The sequence below is a fragment of the Streptomyces sp. NPDC002623 genome (assembly GCF_053592635.1).
This window is the reverse complement of the sequence record NZ_JBSFWB010000001.1, coordinates 165062-185422: the sequence shown is the minus strand read 5'-3', so window position 1 is coordinate 185422 and position 20361 is coordinate 165062. Positions and strand designations below refer to the sequence as shown.

14 protein-coding genes are annotated in these 20361 nt (G+C 69.6%); 7 read left to right on the top strand and 7 right to left on the bottom strand.

Annotation, left to right across the window (positions count from 1 at the left end; genetic code table 11):
• The 5 genes from ACWD4O_RS00740 to ACWD4O_RS00720 all read right to left on the bottom strand — a co-directional run bounded on the left by ACWD4O_RS00740 (position 1) and on the right by ACWD4O_RS00720 (position 4803).
• Complete coding sequence (locus ACWD4O_RS00740) at positions 1–744, bottom strand: SDR family oxidoreductase (protein WP_351906867.1); 744 nt, start codon at positions 742–744, stop codon at positions 1–3.
• Positions 745–813: 69 nt separating this feature from the next.
• On the bottom strand, positions 814–2124 hold the full coding sequence (locus ACWD4O_RS00735) for an MFS transporter (protein WP_451276027.1): 1311 nt from the start codon (positions 2122–2124) through the stop codon (positions 814–816).
• 166 nt (positions 2125–2290) lie between these two features.
• Positions 2291–3295, bottom strand: a complete 1005-nt coding sequence (locus ACWD4O_RS00730) for a 5-oxoprolinase subunit C family protein (protein ID WP_451276025.1) — start codon at positions 3293–3295, stop codon at positions 2291–2293.
• Positions 3288–4019, bottom strand: a complete 732-nt coding sequence (locus tag ACWD4O_RS00725; protein ID WP_451276023.1) for a 5-oxoprolinase subunit B family protein — start codon at positions 4017–4019, stop codon at positions 3288–3290. The genes ACWD4O_RS00730 and ACWD4O_RS00725 overlap by 8 nt, the downstream gene beginning before the upstream one ends.
• A gap of 1 nt (position 4020) precedes the next feature.
• Complete coding sequence (locus tag ACWD4O_RS00720) at positions 4021–4803, bottom strand: LamB/YcsF family protein (protein ID WP_451276021.1); 783 nt, start codon at positions 4801–4803, stop codon at positions 4021–4023.
• A 253-nt stretch (positions 4804–5056) separates the two neighbouring features.
• On the opposite strand from ACWD4O_RS00720, the gene nac reads away from it, so the two are divergent.
• The 5 genes from nac to ACWD4O_RS00695 all read left to right on the top strand — a co-directional run bounded on the left by nac (position 5057) and on the right by ACWD4O_RS00695 (position 10053).
• Positions 5057–5959 carry a nitrogen assimilation transcriptional regulator NAC gene (gene nac / locus ACWD4O_RS00715; RefSeq protein WP_451276019.1) on the top strand — a complete coding sequence of 301 codons (903 nt, stop codon included), beginning with the start codon at positions 5057–5059 and terminating at the stop codon, positions 5957–5959.
• Between the two features lie 134 nt (positions 5960–6093).
• Positions 6094–7107, top strand: coding sequence for a 2-hydroxyacid dehydrogenase (locus ACWD4O_RS00710; protein WP_451276709.1), 1014 nt, complete (start codon positions 6094–6096; stop codon positions 7105–7107).
• Complete coding sequence (locus ACWD4O_RS00705) at positions 7104–7874, top strand: SDR family oxidoreductase (protein ID WP_451276017.1); 771 nt, start codon at positions 7104–7106, stop codon at positions 7872–7874. The genes ACWD4O_RS00710 and ACWD4O_RS00705 overlap by 4 nt, the downstream gene beginning before the upstream one ends.
• Before the next feature lie 53 nt (positions 7875–7927).
• Positions 7928–9076 carry an L-idonate 5-dehydrogenase gene (locus tag ACWD4O_RS00700; protein WP_451276015.1) on the top strand — a complete coding sequence of 383 codons (1149 nt, stop codon included), beginning with the start codon at positions 7928–7930 and terminating at the stop codon, positions 9074–9076.
• Between the two features lie 89 nt (positions 9077–9165).
• Positions 9166–10053, top strand: coding sequence for a glycoside hydrolase family 19 protein (locus ACWD4O_RS00695; protein ID WP_451276013.1), 888 nt, complete (start codon positions 9166–9168; stop codon positions 10051–10053).
• A 303-nt stretch (positions 10054–10356) separates the two neighbouring features.
• Here ACWD4O_RS00695 and ACWD4O_RS00690 read toward each other — a convergent pair whose 3' ends face one another.
• Positions 10357–13623 (bottom strand): type ISP restriction/modification enzyme, encoded by a 3267-nt coding sequence (locus ACWD4O_RS00690; RefSeq protein WP_451276011.1) that lies wholly within the window; start codon positions 13621–13623, stop codon positions 10357–10359.
• Between the two features lie 685 nt (positions 13624–14308).
• Between ACWD4O_RS00690 and ACWD4O_RS00685 the strand changes: the two genes are divergently transcribed.
• The gene (locus ACWD4O_RS00685; protein WP_451276009.1) at positions 14309–14701 is read left to right on the top strand and encodes a hypothetical protein; all 393 of its coding nucleotides are present in this window, start codon (positions 14309–14311) and stop codon (positions 14699–14701) included.
• Positions 14702–14706: 5 nt separating this feature from the next.
• A complete protein-coding gene (locus ACWD4O_RS00680) occupies positions 14707–15375 on the top strand; it encodes a nucleotidyl transferase AbiEii/AbiGii toxin family protein (RefSeq protein ID WP_451276007.1) in 669 nt (222 codons plus the stop codon).
• Positions 15376–15697: 322 nt separating this feature from the next.
• Here the strand turns inward: ACWD4O_RS00680 and ACWD4O_RS00675 are convergent, their stop codons facing one another.
• Entirely contained in the window at positions 15698–20278 is a 4581-nt protein-coding gene (locus ACWD4O_RS00675; RefSeq protein WP_451276005.1) for a sacsin N-terminal ATP-binding-like domain-containing protein, read from the bottom strand.
• Positions 20279–20361: the final 83 nt, after the last annotated feature.

The following is a 20361-nucleotide window of genomic DNA, read 5'->3' as shown; positions in this document are numbered from 1 at the left end:
TCAGCCCTCCCTGCGCTCGAAGTTGAGGCCGCCGGGGACCTGGAACGTGGGCAGGATCTCGACATGGCCGATGTTGACGTGCCGGGGCGCGTCGACGGCGAACTCGATGGAGTCGGCGATGTCCTCGGGCTTGAGGGACTCGTAGCCGTCGTAGTACTCGCGCCGGGCGGCCTCCATGTCGCCGAGGAGGCGGCCGAAGATCTCCGTCTCCACGCGGCCGGGGCAGATCTCGGTGACGCGGACCCGGCGGCCGTAGCCGTCTACCCGCAGCTGCCGGGAGAGGGTGTGCACGGCCGCCTTGGTGGCGTGGTAGATCGTGTTGCCGCCGAAGTTGTAGACGCCGGCGATGGAGCTGATGTTGACGATGTGGCCGAGGTCGCGCTCCACCATGCCGGGCATGAGCAGCCGTACCAGGTGCAGGACGGCCTGGATGTTGACGGCGATCTGCTCGTCGACGGCGAACTCGTCGGCGGTCAGGATGTTGCCGGTGCGGGAGACGCCCGCGTTGTTGACCAGGACGTCGATCTCCAGGCCGTCCAGTACGGCGGTGAGCGCCTCGGTGTCGGTGATGTCGACGGCGTGCGGGACGCAGCCGGTGGCGTCGGCGAGGGCGGCCAGCCGTTCGGCGTTGCGGGCCACGGCGTGCACTTCCAGGCCCCGCTTGGCGAGGCGCTCGACGACCACGGCTCCGATGCCGGTCGACGCTCCGGTGACGAGGGCCGTCCTGTAGTCGGAGATGGGCATGCTGATGTGCTCCTTGAGGTGCTGGGGGTGGGGGGAGAACGGACGTGCGGGTGCGCGGGGCGGGGTCCGTCAGGCGTCGCGCAGGGGCAGGTGGGCCCGGTCCTTGACCTGGGACACGGCGATGAGCGTGCCGAGGGCGGTGACGACGGCGTAGAAGGCCGGCATGTTGACGTTGCCCGTGCGGTCGATGAGGTAGGTCATCAGCAGGGGGGCCGTGCCGCCGAAGAGGGCGGAGGAGACGTTGTAGCCGAGGCCGTAGGCGGAGTAGCGCACCCGGGTGGGGAAGAGTTCGACGAGCAGGATGTGGATGACGCCGGTGTGCCCGGCGAACACGACGGCCATGAGACAGGCGCCGACGACGGCGAGGGCGACGTTGCCGGTGCCGATCAGGAGGTAACAGGGGACGCCGACGACGGCCATGCCGATCGCGGCGCCGGCGATGACCTTCTTGCGCCCGATCCGGTCGGAGAGGCGGCCCATGTAGGGGATGGCGATACAGATCGCGACCAGGCTGGAGGCGGTGACGAGAAGGCCCTGGACCTTGCCGAAGTCCAGCTCGCTGCTCATGAAGGTGGGCATGTAGCCGAACAGGACGTAGTAGCCGGAGCCGTTCATCAGGGGGATGAACAGGGCCAGCAGCATGGCCCGGCGGTGCTCGGCGGAGGCGAACGCCTCCTTGAGGGGGTTCTTGGACAGGCCGTCTTCTTCCTTCAGGCGCGTGAAGTTGGGCGTGTCGCTGATGCGCTTGCGGATGTAGATGCCGGCGACGCCGAGCGGCACGGCGAGCAGGAACGGGATGCGCCAGCCCCAGGACTCCATGCGCTCGGAGCCGAGTCCGCTGGTCATGGCGGCGGCGATCAGCGTGCCGGTGAGCAGGGAGAGGAACGAGGCGATCTGCGCGTAGCTGGTGTAGAGGCCGCGCTTGCCCTCCGGGGCGTGCTCGGCGAGGAAGCTCATCGCGCCGGATGCCTCGCCGCCGACGGAGAAGCCCTGCGCGACGCGCAGCAGGATCAGCAGGGCGGGCGCGGCGATGCCGATGCTGGCGTAGGTGGGCAGCACGCCGATGGCCGCGGTGGCGGCGCTGATCAGCAGGATGACGAAGACCAGCATCCGCTGGCGTCCGATGCGGTCGCCGAGGTGGCCGCAGATGACCGCGCCGAGGGGGCGGAAGAAGAAGGAGACGGCGTAGCCGAGGAAGACGAGCTGGATGGCGTTGTCGGAGCCGGGGAAGAAGACGGCGGCGAGCGTGCCGGCCATGAAGCCGAAGATGCCGTTGTCGTAGAGCTCGGCGAAGATCCCGACGCATCCCGCGAGGGTGACCTTGCGGGCTGTTCTGGGGTCGACGGTGTTGGGGACGGGCTGAGCGGCCACGGTGCTCATGGCTCTCCTGTCTGGCGGAGACGGGGGAAGAGGGACGTTTCGGCTCCGTGCGGGGTGCTTCCAGCGGGTGGGCGGGGAGCGGGTGCGGGGGTTTTTTGGGCGTTGGTTGCGGTTTCGTATGTTGTGCGGGCCGGTGGGGGCTGAGCGCGCAGTTCCCCGCGCCCCTTTAGGGCGGGCCTGTGTTGAAGAGGTGCGGGGTGTCAGGGATGCGCAGGGTGTCGAAAGCCGTGCGGACCCGGGTGCGCAGGGCGTCGACGGCGTTGCGTTGCGAGCGGTGGGCGGTGACCGCCTGGTCGAGGGTGCGACGGCGGAAGCGGAGGGTCTGTCCGGGGCGCACCTGCCCCAGGGCGGACAGCCCGGTGGCGGTGACGACGGCGAGGACGGGGTAGCCGGCCGTGACGCCGCGGCCGCGGTGCAGCACGAGGAGTTCGTCCCCGGCCGGCACTTCGACGGCGCCGATGGGCACGCCCCGGGAGAGGACCTCCCCCTGGGCGACCCGCCGGGGCACCTCGCCCTGCAGCCGCAGGCCGATGTGGTTGCTGCGCGGGCTGACGGTGAAGGGCGCGTCGAACAAGCGGTGTCCGGTGTCTCCGAACTCGGCCCGGTCGGGGCCGTCGGTGACGTCGATGGTCCGGTCGGCGGGGAACGCGGGGACGGGGGCGTGCAGGCGGAACAGCGGGATCCGCGAGAAGGGGTGGTCCAAGGGTGGGCAGGTGGCGCGCAGGACGAGTTCGTCGCCGGCGCGCAGGGCGGGGCCGAAGCCCAGGACGGTGTCGGGGGCGCAGCTGCCCTGGAGGCGGTCGGCCTCGAAGGAGCCGAGCACGGCCAGGTAGACGCGCAGTCCGCGCCGGATGCCGCTGACCCGGAGGGTCTCGCCGGCCCGTACGGGGACCGGTTCCCACTGCGGGCGGGCCACTCCTTCGACGGTGACGTCTGCGGGGGCGCCGGTCACGGCGACGAGGATGTCGGCGGAGGTCGTGCAGGCGAAGTCGAGGGCCGTGATCTCCAGCAGCGGGGCGCGGTCGTCGTTGCCGCACAGGACGTTGGCGACGCGCGCCGAGTGCTGGTCGGCGGCCCCGTTGGCGGGCAGCCCGTAGCGGGAGCGGCCGACCCGGCCGAGGTCCTGCACGGTGACGATGCCCGCGGTGCGGATCGTGAGGGTGTCAGCCATGGCAGTCCGCCAGGGGCAGGCCGGCGTACTCGTCCCACTGCCCGGCCGTGATGGGGCGGAAGCGGAAGGTGTCGCCGGGACGGTACGCGGTGATCGGGTCGCGGTGCAGGTCGAGGATGCGGACGGGGGTGCGGCCGAGGAGCGGCCAGCCGCCGGGCGAGGGCATCGGGCAGATGACCGCCTGCCGGCCGGCGACGGCGACCGAGCCGGGGTCGACGCGGGTGCGGGGCGAGGCCAGCCGCGGCACCGGCTTCGGGAAGGGCGGTCCGTCGGTCATCGGCGCACCGGCGGGCGCGCCGAGGCAGCGGACGGTGAGGTCGGATCCGCAGTGGAGGGCGACGACCTCGCTCTCGGTGAGGTCGAGTTGCGCGGCGACCTCCGGCAGATCGGGTCCGTACGCGCCGCCGTAGACGACAGGGACGACGAACCGGCGGGGCGGGGTCGGCGGCGCGGGGTGCGGTCCGAGGCGGGCGGCTTCGTGGGCCAGGACGCGTCGGACGGTCTCGTGGTCGGTGGCGGCGCAGTCGAACTCCACGAGCAGGGCGTCATAGGTGGGCACCACGTCGTGGACACCGCTGAGGCGTACGGCGTCCAGGGCGTCGGCCAGGGAGTGGACGAGCCGCCAGGCGGCTTCGGCGTCCAGGCCCTCGGCCTTGGCGACCAGTGCGGAGTCGCCGCAGTCCGTGATCGTGACGTTGCCGTTCATGTCGGACGCGTCGTTCATGTCAGGCGCCCTTGCCGCTCAGGACCTTGTCGAGGGAGGTGATCTCGACGCCGGACGCGAGGAGTTCGGTGCGGATCCGGCCGGCCAGCGCGATCGCTCCGGGGCTGTCCCCGTGCAGCAGGACGGTGTCGCACGCCACCGGGACGTCCGTGCCGTCGACGCTGCGAATGAGGCCCTCAGCGACCATCCGCAGCGTCCGCCGGGCGACCTCGTCCGGGTCGTGGATCACCGCTCCGGGCTCGGAGCGGGGGACGAGCGTCCCGTCGGCGCGGTAGGCGCGGTCGGCGATGCCGACGATGCCGACCCGCAGTCCGCGGGCCCGGGCGGCGTCGGCGAGCTCGCCGTCCTGGGCTAGGACGATCAGCGACTCGTCCAGGGCGGCCACGGCGTCCACGACGGCACGGGCGTAGTCGGGGCGCACGGCGACCAGGTTGCCCAGGCGTCCGTGCGGGGCGACGTGCTGGACCCGGGTGCCGTGCGCGACGGCGAACGCCTGGAGGGCGCCGATCTGGTACAGGGTGTCGGTGCGGACCTCCTCCGGCGTGAGGTCCATCGCGCGGCGGCCGAAGCCGGCCAGATCGGGAAAGCTCGGGTGGGCGCCGACGGCCACCTGCTGCGCCACGCATGTCCGGACGGTGGCGTCCATGATGCGTGGATCGCCGGCATGGAATCCGCAGGCCACATTGGCGGAGGTGAGCATCTCCAGAAGGGCCGCGTCGTCGCCCATCGTGTAGGCGCCGAATCCCTCGCCGAGATCGGCGACGAGATCAACCATGGGGGTCATGACGTCCTCCGGGAGAGAATGCGGGAATGCGGAACTCCGGGAAAGGGAATTCCACGGGGAGGGTAATTCCGGGATGGGGATGCCCTGGATGTTCCGCTCAACTTATTGTGCCCGTCGCGTGATCGCCAATATCCGTTCGGTCTGGCGTTATCGCGAACGGCTATGACCCGGCTCACACCCGGGCCCCGGCGGGGCTGTGCTTCGCAGGGGCCCCTCCCTACGATGAGGCTCCGCTCGGCACGGAAGGCCCCGCATGGACACCAAGCGCCTCTACTCCTTCATCAAGATCATCGACGCGGGGAGCATCACGCGCGCGGCCGACATCCTGCACATCGCCCAGCCCGCGCTCAGCCAGCAGCTGTCGGCGCTGGAGGCGCAGTTCGGGCAGCAGCTGCTGATCCGCAGCAAACGCGGGGTCGCACCGACCGAGGCGGGCCGGGCGCTGTACCGGCACGCTCAGCTGATCCTGCGGCAGGTGGACCTCGCGCACGCCGCCGTCGAGGTCTCCGGCCGGGCGCCCGCGGGCAGCGTGTCGGTGGGCCTCGCGCCGTACAGCCTGGGCGCGGCGCTGGCGTTGCCGCTGCTCAAGAGCGTGCGCGAACGCTACCCGGACATACTGCTGCACATCAACGAGAACTTCGGCGGGGTGATCAGCGAGGCGATCATGACGGGCCGGATGGACATGGCGTTCATCTACGGGGCCGGCCCGCTGCGGGGCGTGCAGTTCGAGCCCGTGCGCACGGAGGACCTGTTCCTGATCGGCGCGCCCGGTGAGACGGCACCGCCGGGACAGGGCGAGGTGAAGCTGGCGGAGCTCACCCGCGTGCCCCTGCTGCTGCCCAGCCGCATCCACACCATCCGGCAGGTCGTGGACGCCGCCTTCCAGCAGGCGTCGCTCCAGCTGAACGTGGTGGGCGAGGTCGAGTCCGCGCTGACGCTCGTCAACGCCGTGGACGCGGGTCTGGGGGCCACGGTCCTGCCCTGGTCGGCGGCGCGCGCCATCCTCGACGTCCGCGCCCTGTCCGTGCGCCGCATCGTGGAGCCGGTGATCCAGGTCAAGCTGTCACTGGTGACGTCGGACAATCAGCCGCTCTCGGAGCCGGCATTGGCGGTGCACGATCTGTTCCTGGAACTGATCGAGGATAAGGATCGATAAGGATCGATAAGGATCGATAAGGATCGCCAATAGCGTCACATAAATCCGCTATTTGTTTCCGGTGACGACCCCGGCTAGCTTTTCCAGAGCCAGCCGCCCGGTCGATCATTCATCGCTCGTCACTGGAGACAATGATGAAAAAGCGTGTCCTCACCACCCGTGAAAGCCTGCCCGGTCGCGGCCTGCACCGCCTGTCCGAGGCGGCGGACGTGGTGGCCCGGCCGGGGACCGGGAAGCCCGGGCCCGCCGACCTCGCCGCGCTCGCCCCCGGAGTGAGCGGTGTGCTGGCGCTGGGCAACGACCCGGTGGACGGCGCGCTGATGGACGCGGCGGGCCCCGGTCTGCGCGTGATCGCGCTGGCGAGCATGGGATTCGACAACGTCGACCGGGCCGCCGCCGCGGAACGCGGCATCGTCGTCACCCACACCCCCGCCGTGCTCGCCGAGACCACCGCCGATCTCACCTTCGCGCTGATCCTCGCCGCCCGCCGTCGGCTCGGCGCGGCCACGGCGAGCCTCGCGGGCGGCTCTTGGGACCTGTTCCGGATGCACGACTACCTGGGCCTGGACGTCCACGGCGCCACCCTCGGCCTGATCGGCTACGGCCAGATCGGCCGCGCGGTGGCCCGCCGGGCCCATGGATTCGGCATGCGCGTGCTCCACCACGACCCGTACGCCCCCGACGACGACCTGTCGACCTCGGTGGGGCTGGCCGTGCTGCTGGCCGAGTCCGACGTCGTGTCCCTGCATGTGCCGCTCACCGCGGAGACCCGGCATCTGATCTCGGCCCGCGAACTGGCCGTGATGAAGCCCACGGCCACGCTCGTCAGCACCTCCCGCGGCGGCGTCGTCGACGAGGAGGCCCTGCTGCACGCCGTACGGGAGGGACGGCTGCACTCCGCCGGGCTCGACGTCTACGAACGGGAGCCGATGGGCGCGGAGTTGTCGCCGCTGGTGACGGAGGAGCACGTGGTCACGCTGCCGCACATCGGGTCGGCCACCGAGGCCACCCGGGCCGCGATGGTCGACCTGGCGGTGGACAACATCCTCGACGTCCTCGCCGGACGCCCCGCCCGAACCCCCCTCCCCGGCAGTCCGGCGACCCCGGGCGTCGCGACCGCCGCCACGGGGGCGGGGGCCCGGGCATGAGCCACCCCCTGTTCGACATCACCGGCCGGACGGCCCTGGTCACCGGCTCCAGCCGGGGCATCGGCCGTGCCCTGGCCGAGGGCCTGCTGGAGGCCGGCTGCACGGTCGTCCTCAACGGACGAGACGTCGAGGCCCTGCGGGCGGGCGGCGAGGAACTCACGGCCGCCTTCGGGGACCGGGTACGGACGGTCGCCTTCGACGTGACGGACTCGGCGGCCGTCACCGCGGGCGTCGCCCGCATCGAGGACGAGATCGGACCGATCGACATCCTGGTGAACAACACGGGCGTCCAACACCGCAGCCCCTTCCTGGAGTTCACCGACGACGACTGGCACCGCCTCGTCGACGCCAACCTCACCGGCGCCTTCCTCGTGGGACGCGAGGTCGCACGCCGTATGGCCCCCCGCGGCCACGGCAAGATCGTCAACATCTGCTCGCTGCAGAGCGAGGCGGTCCGGCCCGGCATCGCCGCGTACTCCGCCACCAAGGGCGGCCTGAAGATGCTCACCAAGGGCATGTGCGCCGACCTCGGCCCGCTGGGCATCCAGGTCAACGGCATCGGCCCCGGCTACTTCGCCACCGAGCTCACCTCCGCCCTGGTGGCCGACGAGGAGTTCAGCGCCTGGGTCCGCAAGCGCACCCCGGCCGGCCGCTGGGGCGCCGTCGAGGACCTCGTGGGCGCGCTGATCTTCCTGGCCTCCCCCGCCTCCGACTTCGTCAACGGCCAGCTGCTCTACGTCGACGGCGGCATGCTCTCCGTCCTGTGACGGCCGCCGCGACGGGAACGCCGTACCGGAACGCCGTAACGAAAGGACCCACCATGCAAGCCTGCGTCGTCCATGCAGCAGGGGACCTCCGGGTCGAGCAGCGCTCCCCCGCCCGGCCCGGGCCCGGTCAGGTGACGGTCGCCGTCGCCTACGGCGGCATCTGCGGATCCGACCTGCACTACTACCGCCACGGCCGGGTCGGCGACTTCACCGTGCGGGAGCCGATGGTGCTCGGCCACGAGATCGTCGGCCACATCGCCGCCATGGGCGCCGACGCCGAGGGACCGGCCGGGGAACCGACCGAGGAACGGGCCGAGGAACCGGCCGAGGAACCGACAGACGGACAAACCACGGGACGGAGCGCGGGACGGAGCGCGGGACCCGCCGCAGGACCGGCCGCAGGACCCGCCGTCGGCTCGCCGGTGGCCGTCCACCCCGCCACACCCTGCGACCGCTGCCCCCATTGCACGGCCGGCCGCCGCAACATCTGCGCCGACACCCGCTACCTCGGCAGCGCCGCCCGCACGCCCCACGTCCAGGGCGGCTTCGCCCAGCTCGTCACGGTGCCCGCGGCACAGATCCGCCCGCTGCCGCCGGAACTCGGCCTGCGCCGCGCCGTCCTGGCCGAGCCCCTGTCGGTGGCCCTGCACGCCGTGCACCGGGCCGGCGACGTGACCGGCAAGCGGGTCCTGGTCACCGGGGCGGGGCCGATCGGCTGCCTGGTCACCGCCGTGCTGCGGCACAAGGGCGCCGCCGAGATCGTCGTGAGCGACCTCCTGGACACCCCCCTGGGCATCGCCGCCGCATCCGGAGCCACCGCCACGGTACGGGCGGACGATCCCGGCGACGGCGCGTGGACGGACCCGTTCGACCTCGCCATCGAGGCGTCCGGAGCGCCCGCGGGACTGCGAAGCTGCGTCGAGCGGGTGCGCCGCGGGGGCGCCGTGGTGCTCCTCGGGCTGCTGCCGCCCGGCGAGGTGCCCCTGCTGGGCAACCTCGCCGTCACCCGCGAGCTGGAGCTGCGGGGCGCGTTCCGCTTCGACGCCGAGTTCGACGAGGCGATCGCCCTGCTGGCCCGGGGCCTGCCCGTCGACGCGATCGTGACGCACACCTTCCCGCTCGCCGAGGCCCGCGCCGCCTTCGACGTCGCCCACGACCGGACCGTCGCCTCCAAGGTCCTCCTGGACCTGGCCCGGGCCTGACGAAGGACTGGTCTATACCCTTGACTGGTACATACCAATGCGGTTCAGTGGGAAGCACATCCCCCCACAAATGACCAGGAGTTGACCCTGTGTCGAGGCGTCGCATCTCCGCAGTCCTGACCGCAATCGTCCTCGGAGGCATGACCCCCGTGGTCCTTCCGGCCGCAGGCGCGTCCGCAGCCGCGTGTTCCAGCTATCCCAGCTGGGTGGCGGGCAAGTCGTACTTCACCGGCAACATCGTCCGCTACACCGACGGCAAGGCGTACATCGCCGAGCACGACAACCCGGGCTACGACCCCGTCATCAGCACCTGGTTCTGGGAGCCGTACGCCTGCGACGGCTCCGGCACGCCCGTCGGCAACTTCGTGGTGAGCGAGGCGCAGTTCAACCAGATGTTCCCGAGCCGGAACTCCTTCTACACGTACAGCGGTCTCACCGCCGCCCTCAGCGCCTACCCGGGCTTCGCGAACACCGGCAGCGACACGGTGCGGAAGCAGGAGGCCGCCGCCTTCCTCGCCAACGTGAACCACGAGACCGGCGGGCTGGTGTACGTGGTCGAGCAGAACACCGCCAACTACCCGACGTACTGCGACTGGAGCCAGTGGTACGGCTGCCCGGCCGGCCAGGCCGCCTACTACGGGCGCGGCCCCATCCAGCTGTCGTGGAACTTCAACTACAAGGCCGCAGGCGACGCACTCGGCATCGATCTGCTCAACAACCCCTGGCTGGTGCAGAACGACGCCGCCGTGGCCTGGAAGACCGCGCTCTGGTACTGGAACACCCAGAACGGCCCCGGCACGATGACCCCGCACAACGCGATGGTCAACGGCGCGGGCTTCGGCCAGACCATCCGCAGCATCAACGGCTCGCTGGAGTGCGACGGCAAGAACCCCGCCCAGGTCCAGAGCCGCGTGACCGCCTACCAGCGGTTCACCCAGATCCTCGGGACCACACCGGGCAGCAACCTCTACTGCTGACACGGGACGACAACACAAGCCCACGCCCACCGGCGAGGGGCCGACACCCCAGTGGGGTGTCGGCCCCTCGCCGGTTCAGAGACCCTTGGCCGCCAGCTCCAGCACCGCCACGCACTCCACGTGATGCGCCATCGAAAAGATGTCAGCCTGGGCGAGTCACAGAAAAGCCCAGGTCAGAGCAGCTTTCTCGGCTCGCCGAGCAGTGTGAGGGCGCCCAGAGCGTCAAATGAGCGTCACGACTGGGCGGACAACCGCTGGGCACCCGCCCTCGGTGCGGCAGACGCGTCACCGTCATCAAGAGCTCTACGGATCTTGTCGTTTTCTGCGGGACGACTGTGTGGCGCCGGAATTCCTGCTCCTCCGTGGCCGCGTGGGAGCGCCGGCCGCAGAGCTCCTCTCTGCGGTGAGTGGCCTTACGGCGTGCGGCTCGCGCGCCTCGATTCCCTCCGTGCCGGGGATGGGGTCGGTCTGTAGCGGTGCGGGAGCGGAACGACGGGCGGTGTCCGGGACAGGCAAGACGTTCCGACGCTGCAGCTCGGCGACACTGGCCAGCGGTGCCATGAGAACACGGTCGAGCAGCTCGTTCTGAGCCGACTGCAGCTCGACCAGATGCCAAAGGACGGCCAGCACGTACTGGAGTTCCTCACTCCACGCAGGTAGCCACTGCTCGGGCCGGATGTTGTCCAGCTCGCTGACGGCCCTGCGGGACCGCGGTCCCGTCCTGCGTTTCAACCAGCCGTCGAGAACGTTCTGTCCACTAACCTGGTAGTCCCGCATCTCTTGAGTCACCGGACCGAAAACGCCTTGGCCGAAGTGGAGTTCGAGACGGTCGGGATCGTGGACGAAGCTCTCGGGTAATTCGTACTTGCCGACCTGTCTCCGATACGTGATCGCCGGCTGTGCGGTCGTCCAGACCTCTCGCGGAGTACCGGGCCTCCCCGCCATCGGGTCCACGAGCCTCTCTCCGAAGGTCGACGCCCAGATCACCTTCCGCCCGATGTGCAGCGCCTCCGACCACAGGGTGGCGTCACCGGTGAGGGGTACGCGGACGCCGTTGGTGGTGAGTTCGTCGTCGAAGCGGGACCGGAAACCGGGGTGCGCCGTGATCGCGGCGATGTACGCGAGCAAGTCCTCGGCGGAGACAGGCAGACCACCGAAGGAGTTACGAAGGTGCTGGAGAAGGCCAGGGGTCACATTGGGGGTACCGTCCTTCTGCAGGAAGGGGATCACCCTGCCACCACCCCAGCCGGCGAAGTGGTGCATGTCCGGCATCAGCGCGGTGAACAGAGTGGCGGGGCCGTCACCGAACCGTTCGGAGTGCAGCTCCACAATGTGTATCTGGCCCTCGGCCCGGTTCTCCCACAGCTCCGGCGAGCATCTGTCGAGGACCCTGTTGTCCGGGATGATCCACTGCCGATCGAAAGGGCGAAAGGCCACCGGCACCGGTTCCGGACACTCGGGACCTGCCTCCAGCATCGACCGCCTTCGCTGTACCGAGCCCGGGAGCGGCTTGACCGGCCGGTCCACGGTACGGCCGCCCTTGGTCTCCCTGAACAAGGCACGCTTCTCGGCCAGGTCCGTCTCGGCAGTCAACCTCCGCCACCGGGAGCGCAGCGTGTCGGGGTCCGGGGAGTAGACCCACGTACGCTTGGGCAGGATGCCGGGCACCGTCCATGGCAGCAGATCATTCAATGCGGGATACGCGTCCCATGCTCCGAGTGCCGCGGGCGTGAACGGGGCGTGGGCGTCCTGACGCACCGGGCGCCACTGGTCACTGTCCGGCCCGAGAGCCTCGAGCTGCGCGTACTTCTCCTCACGAGTGCTGCCGTCCAGGGCGAGGTACCTGATGTGGGCAGGTTCGGCGTCGGCCCTGCTGCGGACGAACACGGCGATCGTCAGCTGCTGCTGGACGCCCTCGAAGAGGCGTGTCCGCAGCGGTGGCTGGATACCCTCCGGGCTGAGGTCGATGATCCAGCCCTCGGAACAGGTCTCCCGCAGGTACTTCCTCATCCCTCGGAAACCGGGCCCGCTGAGGAAGCCCGCGGTACTGATGAAGGCGACGATTCCGCGATCCGACTCGGCACGGTGCTGTTCGAAGACCTTGAAGGTGGCCCAGCGCCAGAAGTAGACGTATAGGTTCTTGAGCTTGTTCTCGTGCACTCCGTTCCTGCCGCCGAGGCGGAAGGCGTCGAGCAGAGGTGCTTTGTCATCCCCCTCGCGGCCTTTCTCCACCCAGCCGCCCTCCCCCTCGGCTCTCTCCCGGTCCGGCGGGTTGCTGATCATGACGGTGACCTTCTGCTCGCGCTTGATCCAGTCCGCCTTGCGGGTGTTCTCGACCAGAGGATCGCCATCGGGCAGGAATGTGAAGAGGCTGGCCCTCTCGTAGGGGTCCGCGAGGGTGTCGGCGAGATGGAGTCGCAGATCGCCGAGTTGGGTGTCCGTGTCCTGCCTGCGGAGGGTCTGGGTGATCCTCATCTGGGCGACGGCGTAGGCGGCCATCTGACGCTCGAAGCCGATCAGCCGACCCGCCAGCTGTTCCACCGCTTCGCCGCGGAAGCCTTCCCCGCGGCGGGAGCGTTCTTCGGCGACCCTGTCGATGATCTCGCTGAGGAATGTGCCCGTGCCCATGGCGGGGTCGACGATCGTTACCTGCCCGTCCGCGAAGCCCTCCACGCAGCCGAGGCGGGTGCGCAGGACGGCGTCGGTGAAGCGGACCATCTCCTTCACGAGACGAGGCGGGGTGTAGTACGTGCCGGAACGTCTACGCAGCTCGCGGTCGTACTCCTGGAGGAAATCCTCGTAGAGATGAACATGGGCGTCGGGCGTGCGGGCTCGGATCACCTCCCAGTCGACAGCGTCGATGACCTGCACGAGCGTGTCGATGCGGCGGGCGAACTCGGCGTCCACCGTTTCCGTCAGCAGCTGCAGGGCTCGGCCCATGACCGTGTTCTCAGCCTTCAACTCCCGTGCGACGTCAGCGAAGTTACGGCCGGTGAGCGGTACGTCCTCGATCCGGGCCAGCAACATGGCAAAGGCGATCGTCTGGGTGTAACGGTCGGCGAAGAGATGATCGGGGTCTTGTCCGTCCGTGGAGGGGAAGAGCACCTTGCTCCAGTGGTGCGCCAGCGCGGTGAACGGCTTGGGGGCACGCAGCCGGCCGCGAGGACCGTCCGGTGTTCTGCGTTCCAGGGCGAGCTGCTCCAGCACCTCCTCGCGCAGGTACTGGCACAGCGGAGCGATAGATGACACCAACTGACCAACAGTGGTGATGCGTTGGGGCTGCCATCCGAGAAATTCCCGCAGCAGATCCCGAAACGCCGTTCCGTCGGCATCGCCGGTATGCAACCGGTTGCCGGACCGGTACAGATCACCTTCGAGCCGAACTGTGCGCAGAGGCCGCGAACCACCTCGGTACAGGCACCAGGTGTGACCGTTGCTGTACAGCACGTTCGGCAGCCGGCGCATCAGCTCCCACTGCTCCCGGTCCCGCTTCGTGAAGCCGTCGGGCGTGACGTCGTGCCCCGGGGCCTTCAGCTCGAGGAAGCCGGTAATGCGCCCCGATGTCTCCACCGCGTAATCCGGACGCACCCGGGCCTCGGGCAAGGAGTACTCAGGATGAAGGCGAGGACTCAGCTTCCAACGCACCCCGAATGTCTCCACCAGCTTCGCCACCGGCAGGCTGATGGACGCCTCCGTGTCGCTGACCCGCAGACGCTCCCTGCACTCGGATCCAAAGTCCGCCACGAGAGCCTGTATCCACTCCTCCGGCATCGTGCCCCCCTCCAAGCTGTGGACGCGGACGGTGGATCACCGCAGACACAGCTTCTTGGAGGCGAAACGACCGGCTCAGTGGGCACGGGGGGCGCGCGAGGGGCACGGACGGCGCGTTCCGTGACCGCTGGGAAAAGAGGGGCGGATGTTGGTCGGGAAGAGACCGCCAGAGCCCCCTTGACCGCCGCCTCAGGCGGGAAGGCGCTCTCGGGACGCCATTCCCGATCTACTACGGAGGTGCTGGACTCCTTCCTTCACTCCGTCACCGCAGCGATTCACGGTGTGCGAACCACCGAAGGCGAGCGGACCCTCTGCCCCGCCTCTCGAAAGTCCTACAGATGCTTGCCGCCATACGCATCAACCGGCTGAACGGACGACCCCCGAGGCGGCAACCAGCTCACCGGGGGGATCCGCCCGCGCTCGCGCCGGACGCCAGCTCGCACATCATGACCCTCGCAACGTCTCCGGCCGCCATAATGGAGTCATGCCCTCCAGCCCACAGCACCCCGCACCCACCTCGAGGGACGTTTCGGGCGCGGACGCCGAGGATCTCGCGCTGTACCGGGAAAAGTTCCGCCGTCGTCTACCGATGTCGCTGGACGAGTTGCACGGGCCGACCCACGGCGTCGTGGATCTGCCGCTGCACATGGCCTGGTCCGGGATGACCTCGTACGACCTGGGCAAGCCGCGCCAGCGTATGGGCTTGTACCGCACCGTCCTACACGAGGGCCTGCACGACGATCTGCCCCGCTACCTCAACCGGGACCTGCTCCTCCAGCTGTGGCCAGTGCTGCGCACCCTCGTCGGTCGCACCGTGCGCGCCGTATGGGAGGACGCCTTCCCTCAGCTCGCCTCCCGCACCCGGGCAGCCGCGTGACGGACATGCCGGAGCTGCACACGCGGCTCCTGGCGGATGTGATCGCGCTCGGTTCCCCGTATCCACTGGTGCTCACAGGTGGATACGCTGTGCGCGCGCACCGCCTCGTGAACCGCCCCAGCCAGGACCTTGATGTCGCCACCGAGAACCCGGCACCCATGGCCGACATCGCCGCCACGCTCCGCGTCGGCCTGGAAGCCCGCGGCTGGAAGGTGCACGCGCTGGAGACCGCCCCACTGTCCGCCCGCTTCACCGTGACCGACCCGGCCACCGGGCAGGAATGTGAAGTCGACATCCTCAAGGAGATCTTCTGGCGGCCGGTCGCCCAGAGCCCGTACGGGCCCGTCCTCGCGGAGGAGGACGTGATCGGGACCAAGGTCCGCGCCCTCGCCGACCGCGGAGCGCCCCGCGACCTGATCGACGTGTTCGCAGCCTCCCGCCGCTGGACCAATGCCGAGCTCGAAGAGTTCGGCCGCCGCCACGCCCGCGGCCGCTTCGAGCGCGAGGATCTGCAGGCGAACCTCACGGGCGCCGAGTGGACCGACGATGAAGCCTTTGCCGCCTATCGGATCGATGACGCCACGATCACTGCTCTCCGCGCTTGGGCCGTGGAGTGGGCCGACGACCTCGCGGCCCGTCTCCTCGAAGAGGCCGACGATCCGGACATCGACTGATCACGTCCGGATGAGATCGCATCTGCAAGCGATCAGAGCAAGAGCCGAGAAGTGAGTAGGTGGGACAGCAGTAGGTTACGTGCGTCCCACGCCAAGCACGCCGGGCAGACCCTGGGGAGATCAGTCGGAGGCCAGGCTGCCCCCATTGGCGTGGCTGATCAACTGGAGCCGACCCTCATGCGTCCCCACGCGCTCGGCCTCCATGGTCTCGGCCTGGAAGTCGGCGTGAACAGATCAGCGTGCCGTGCGCGCCATGCTGCAGGCGCTGCGCCCCTGCCCGCCCCGTGGTCCCCCGGTTCCCAGGACGTCACGGCCAGCTGGCCTATCTCTCCTCGTCGAGTTGGTACACCCGGCTGTGCGCGCCCCTGATGCCCGTGACCGTCACACTGCTGCTGGGACGGCAAGTCAGTTGCTGGAGCGGCTGCGGGATGATGCGTACGGAGACGGGACCGGTTCCGGCCTCCAGCCCTGAGACGATAACGAGGAAGAAGTCGTCGCTCTCCGCTGCTCGCTGGAACTCCGCGGGCGTCAGCAGCACCGTGTCCGGCTCGGCGTCCTTATATGCCTTGAGTTCGTAGAACCGCGACAGTGCGTCCACCGCGTCGGCACCGAGGCCACGCTGGGCCCGTAGGTCACGCAGCCAGTCGTCGTCGATGGCGAGTGCCTTGCGCACCACGTCCAGAGCCACCTTTTCCTGCTCCATACCCGTGTAGGGGCGCGGCGGCGTGTGCTGTAGGGGGATCGCCGATCCGGCGCGGGGCTGCGGCAGGGCGGACGTACCCGAGGTGTACCCGCTCGGCCGTGCGCTGGGCGCGCCCGCAGCTGAGGGCTTCAGCGGCGTGATGATGCCGCTCGGATCGACGAGCCGGAGCCTGCCGGGGTCGACGAGCCTCCGCGGTGGAGCAGCGGGGGGCACAGGCGGGGCTGACGGCCCCGCGGGCGGTGGCGTGCTGAGGGCAGGCGGCAGGATCACTGCCGTCCGTGGGGTACCGGCCACTGTGCCGGCCTGCGCTTTGGTCGCGGTACGGCGTTGGTCCACCTCGTTTCCGAGTTCCCGGAGCCGTCGTTCGCGTTCGGCCTCCGCCGCTTCCCGGTCGCGCCGCACCTGGTCGTCGGCAAGGCTCAGTTGTACCGCCGTACGGCCCTTCTCGGCCTGGTCACAGGCTGCTCCCCAGGCGAGGGCCACGTCGCGGCGGCTGCCCGGAAACCGGGCGGCGATCGACCTGCCCACTCCGGATGTGCGTGTCAGAGCGGCGGTGTCACGGACGTACAACGTGCCCGAGGACCAGTCGATCCCGGCGTCCACGGGCACGTGCACCGTCTCGCCCGTGTCCGGAAGATCGAAGCAGCAGGCCAGGTGAGGGGCGATGCATACAGTCAGGTCAGCCAGCTGGTCCCACGAGCAGTCCAGGGACTGGGCAACGCTCGCGGCGTTGCGCTGCAGGTCCTCACGGAGGTGGGTGACGGCTGACCGGACCAGCGCTGTGGCGTCCGGGTCCGCCGGGGCCGGGCCAGGGCTGTACACGGTGACGTGTTCTGCGGCGAGCTCGCTCACGCGCAGGGGTCCGACCAACGGCCGGAACTGCTCCAGTTCGGCTCCCGGGCACCACACTGCGCGTTCCCGGCCCAGTGCCTCGGCTACCACCGGGTCTTCGACGGCGTACACGGGCCGCTTGCTTCGCCAGCCCTGACTCGTCCAGAGAGGGAGGCGTCCCAGGCGCTTGGCCGTCAGCGTGCCGGGATGGGTACGGCCCAGAGCGGCGAGCATCTTCAGGGTCTCCAGGACGATGGACTGGGTCGTCCCGCCCGGCTGGTCCCGAGCCTGCTTCCGGTCCCGCTGTGCCAGCTCCTTGATCACGGCCGTGGCGTCGTCCACATTCGGCACACGCACTCCGAGCCGTTGCCAGAACTCCTCGCTGCCCGGAAACGTGGGAGCGAACACACGGAGTGGACCGAAGAGCGGCGCCCCCCGCAGGCACTGGCTCGGTCGGCGCCAGCCGGCATCCGTGAGGACCAGGCCGCTCCCCTCGCCGAACGCCCGGAGGACCGAGCCCAGGGACATCTCCCCCGAGGCGCCTGTACCACGGCCGAAGGCGCGCTCGGCCAGGGCTTGGTAGAGGATCAGCGCTGCGGGCACATCCCTGTCGCCTCCCGCTTCCTCCCGTCGGCGCAGGCGCTGCAGACATTCCACGAGATCCTCGGTGCGGGCCTCCGCAGAGATTCCCAGGGCGCGCAGCACATCACTGCGTCTGCCGACCAGTTGCTGGATCTCGGGATGGAGGAATCGCTCGTCGTCCGCCCCGTACACCGCGACCGTGCCAGTGGTCCGCATGCAGAGTCGGGCCGGGGCAGACGGTGCGCCGTTACTGTCGTCGAGCCATGGTGTGTCGCGCAACTGCCAGAGCCAGAAGGCTGCAGTCCTGCCCCGGTTCTGCCAAGCGTAGTAGTCGTAGACGGCGTCCACCTCATCGTGGTCGGAAAAGCGGCTCCATGCCCGCCCGAGGACGTGAAACAGCGCTGCCGCCCTGCGCCTGCGGATCTGCGGGTTCTGCTCCGCGGCTATGCCAGAGGCGACGGCACGTAGGTCCGGGCTTTCGTAGTCGTCAAGCGTGAAAGTCGCTTCCAGAGCTCGCAGGGCATCTGTGCGTGCCCGAGGTCCCGAGATGACGTCCGCCGGCAGCCCCTTCGGGCTCTGCGTGAAGCGTTCCCGCGCTCCCGGGTGCCTGCGCAACCTGGGCGCGGTCTCCGCTCCCAGGAGCCTCAGAAACTTGCGGGCGCCCATCCCGGCGCCGCCTCGCTGCAGAACCTCTGCGTACCGGGGCCGCAGCCACACTAGCCCGGCCGTGCGACCGGCAGCAAAGGCGAAGCTCTCCTCGCGTTCCGAGCTGTCCAGTCGGGCGGGCAGGTGCGCTTTGGCGGGAGCGACGTCGATGTCTTCACGTTTTCCGGCCCGGTCGTAGCGATGCCCCTGCAACCGGATTGCGTGACCCACATCGCGCCCCAAGGTCTCACGTTCGGAGTCCGGCACGCTTGCGAACCCGTCGCGAAGTTCGATGAGCTGGTCATCCGTCAGTTGCAGTACATTCAGGCCGCCGCTCCCGGCCGCGCCGATGGCCGCGAGGCGCCGGATCACGGCCACCGCGTCCGCGTCGGTCAGCAGCGCCCCCCGCTTACGGAGCCACGCCCTCACCGAGCGCGCCTCGTCGGTGCCTGCGAGAAATGCGGGATGGATCTCCCGGGAGAAGCCGAGACTGGCACCGAGGCCCCGCAGAGCGTCGGTGAACACCGCAGCTTCCGCAGGCCGGGGCACACTGTGGCGGCCCCCTGAGCTGTCCACGAGCCAGCGGCTCGACAGCAAGGAGGAGTACATGTCTGCGGAAAGTCCCGCCGCGGCGAGGCGGATGTTCGCCCGCGGCGACCGGATTTCGTCGTCGAGAAGGCGCAACGCGTCGTAGAGGTCAACCGTTACGGGAACCGCACCGGCGTGGTTCTCCCAGTCTGCCAGCACCTCACGCCATCGACCGTCCTCGTCCCGCGCCACCCCGGGCAGTACGGCGGTCCGCTCCGCGACGCGGGAGACCTCCTCTTCGGTGACCACACCAACCAGCGTCTCGTCTTCCACCGCGAGATCATCCAGGCCGAGCGGCCCTTGCCCCGCGACGTCCAGCACGAGACCGTGGGACACACCCGCCCTGGCACGGTCGAGGAGCAGTCGCTCCAGCCCGGCGACCGGGTCACGGGAGTCGCGCATGTCGTCGGGGAGCGGCATGGCGCGCCAGGCCCGTGCTGGATCCCGCCGGAACTGCCACAGGACGGCGGCTGTCCACAGGTCGCCTACCAGTTCGTTCAGTGCGCGGTTCCAGGGGGTGTCGTCGAGCGCCTGACGGCTGGCGATCGGGTCGAACTGGGCGCTGACGCAGAGGGCCAGAGTGGTGTCCGCGACCGGAAGACCGGCGTAGATCCGCCCGGTGTCATCGGGTCCGAGAGGAAGAGCCACAGCGATTGTGGTGGTGGGCCCCGCCGCCTTGTGGGACCGGGTGATCCCGGAGGGGCTTGGAACGGTCGTACGGCACACCAGCCACCGGGACCCGTCTCCGGCGCGCGCCTCGCCGGTCTCCACGTCGACGCTCCGCCCGCCCACCACGGCCTCGAACAGCTCGCCGACCTCTCGGACGAGCGCCAGCCGGTGCCGGACCCCACCTTGTTCGTCCAGGTGCGTGACACTGCCGACATTACCGAGAAAGAGCAGCGCGCTGTCCCCCCACTCGGCAAGCCACGCGTCCACCTCGTCCGCACCGAGCACACCCGGCTCCAGAGGAACGCGCAGAACCGTCCAGGTGTCGCCCGCCAACCAGTCGGGCACCGGGAACGGCTCGGCCACGGAAATGTCCGGATCCCCGACACGGAACCGGTAATGCCCGCAGTGAACCTCCAGATGCGGGGAGAGGGACTGGAGGGTCATCAAGCCGATCCCGAACCTACCGGTTGAATCAGCCTGTTCTGCCTTGCTTGTCAGCCAGGGCATCGCCAGGGCCAGAACGTCCGGCAGCCGTACGGGACTGCCGTTGTGGGCGACGAGGAGTTCCCGCTCCCTTGTCAGAATACGTACGTCCGTCGCGTCGAGGTCCTCGGCGTTCTGCACGATCTCCGAGAGTCCCTGTAGACGGTCGCTGGACAGATTGCCTGCGTGATCTCGGGTACGTCTCAGCGCGTGCCGTACTTGACCGTCCAGTCGGGCAAACCGGCTACCGAGTCGCTCGACCGCCGCCTCAGTCGCCGCCTCACCCTCCGGCTCCGGTACGACAGCTCCTTCTGGGATGCCCTCCAGAGAGAAGAGCGCATCGGCGGACGCAATCGCCCCGTTCACCGCGGCCGTTCGACACACTGCATTCCCCGTGCTCATCCCTACCCCCGCCTACCTCGGCACTGCCCCGCGACACAAGGTAACGAGCCCAACGCAATCTGCGCATGTCAACCCACGTACCT

Bases quoted from the DNA above. Each gene is read 5' to 3' on its own strand.
- ACWD4O_RS00740 (WP_351906867.1), bottom strand. From the start codon at position 744: ATGCCCATCTCCGACTACAGGACGGCCCTCGTCACCGGAGCGTCGACC.
- ACWD4O_RS00735 (WP_451276027.1), bottom strand. From the start codon at position 2,124: ATGAGCACCGTGGCCGCTCAGCCCGTCCCCAACACCGTCGACCCCAGA.
- ACWD4O_RS00730 (WP_451276025.1), bottom strand. From the start codon at position 3,295: ATGGCTGACACCCTCACGATCCGCACCGCGGGCATCGTCACCGTGCAG.
- ACWD4O_RS00725 (WP_451276023.1), bottom strand. From the start codon at position 4,019: ATGAACGACGCGTCCGACATGAACGGCAACGTCACGATCACGGACTGC.
- ACWD4O_RS00720 (WP_451276021.1), bottom strand. From the start codon at position 4,803: ATGACCCCCATGGTTGATCTCGTCGCCGATCTCGGCGAGGGATTCGGC.
- nac (WP_451276019.1), top strand. From the start codon at position 5,057: ATGGACACCAAGCGCCTCTACTCCTTCATCAAGATCATCGACGCGGGG.
- ACWD4O_RS00710 (WP_451276709.1), top strand. From the start codon at position 6,094: ATGAAAAAGCGTGTCCTCACCACCCGTGAAAGCCTGCCCGGTCGCGGC.
- ACWD4O_RS00705 (WP_451276017.1), top strand. From the start codon at position 7,104: ATGAGCCACCCCCTGTTCGACATCACCGGCCGGACGGCCCTGGTCACC.
- ACWD4O_RS00700 (WP_451276015.1), top strand. From the start codon at position 7,928: ATGCAAGCCTGCGTCGTCCATGCAGCAGGGGACCTCCGGGTCGAGCAG.
- ACWD4O_RS00685 (WP_451276009.1), top strand. From the start codon at position 14,309: ATGCCCTCCAGCCCACAGCACCCCGCACCCACCTCGAGGGACGTTTCG.
- ACWD4O_RS00680 (WP_451276007.1), top strand. From the start codon at position 14,707: ATGCCGGAGCTGCACACGCGGCTCCTGGCGGATGTGATCGCGCTCGGT.
- ACWD4O_RS00675 (WP_451276005.1), bottom strand. From the start codon at position 20,278: ATGAGCACGGGGAATGCAGTGTGTCGAACGGCCGCGGTGAACGGGGCG.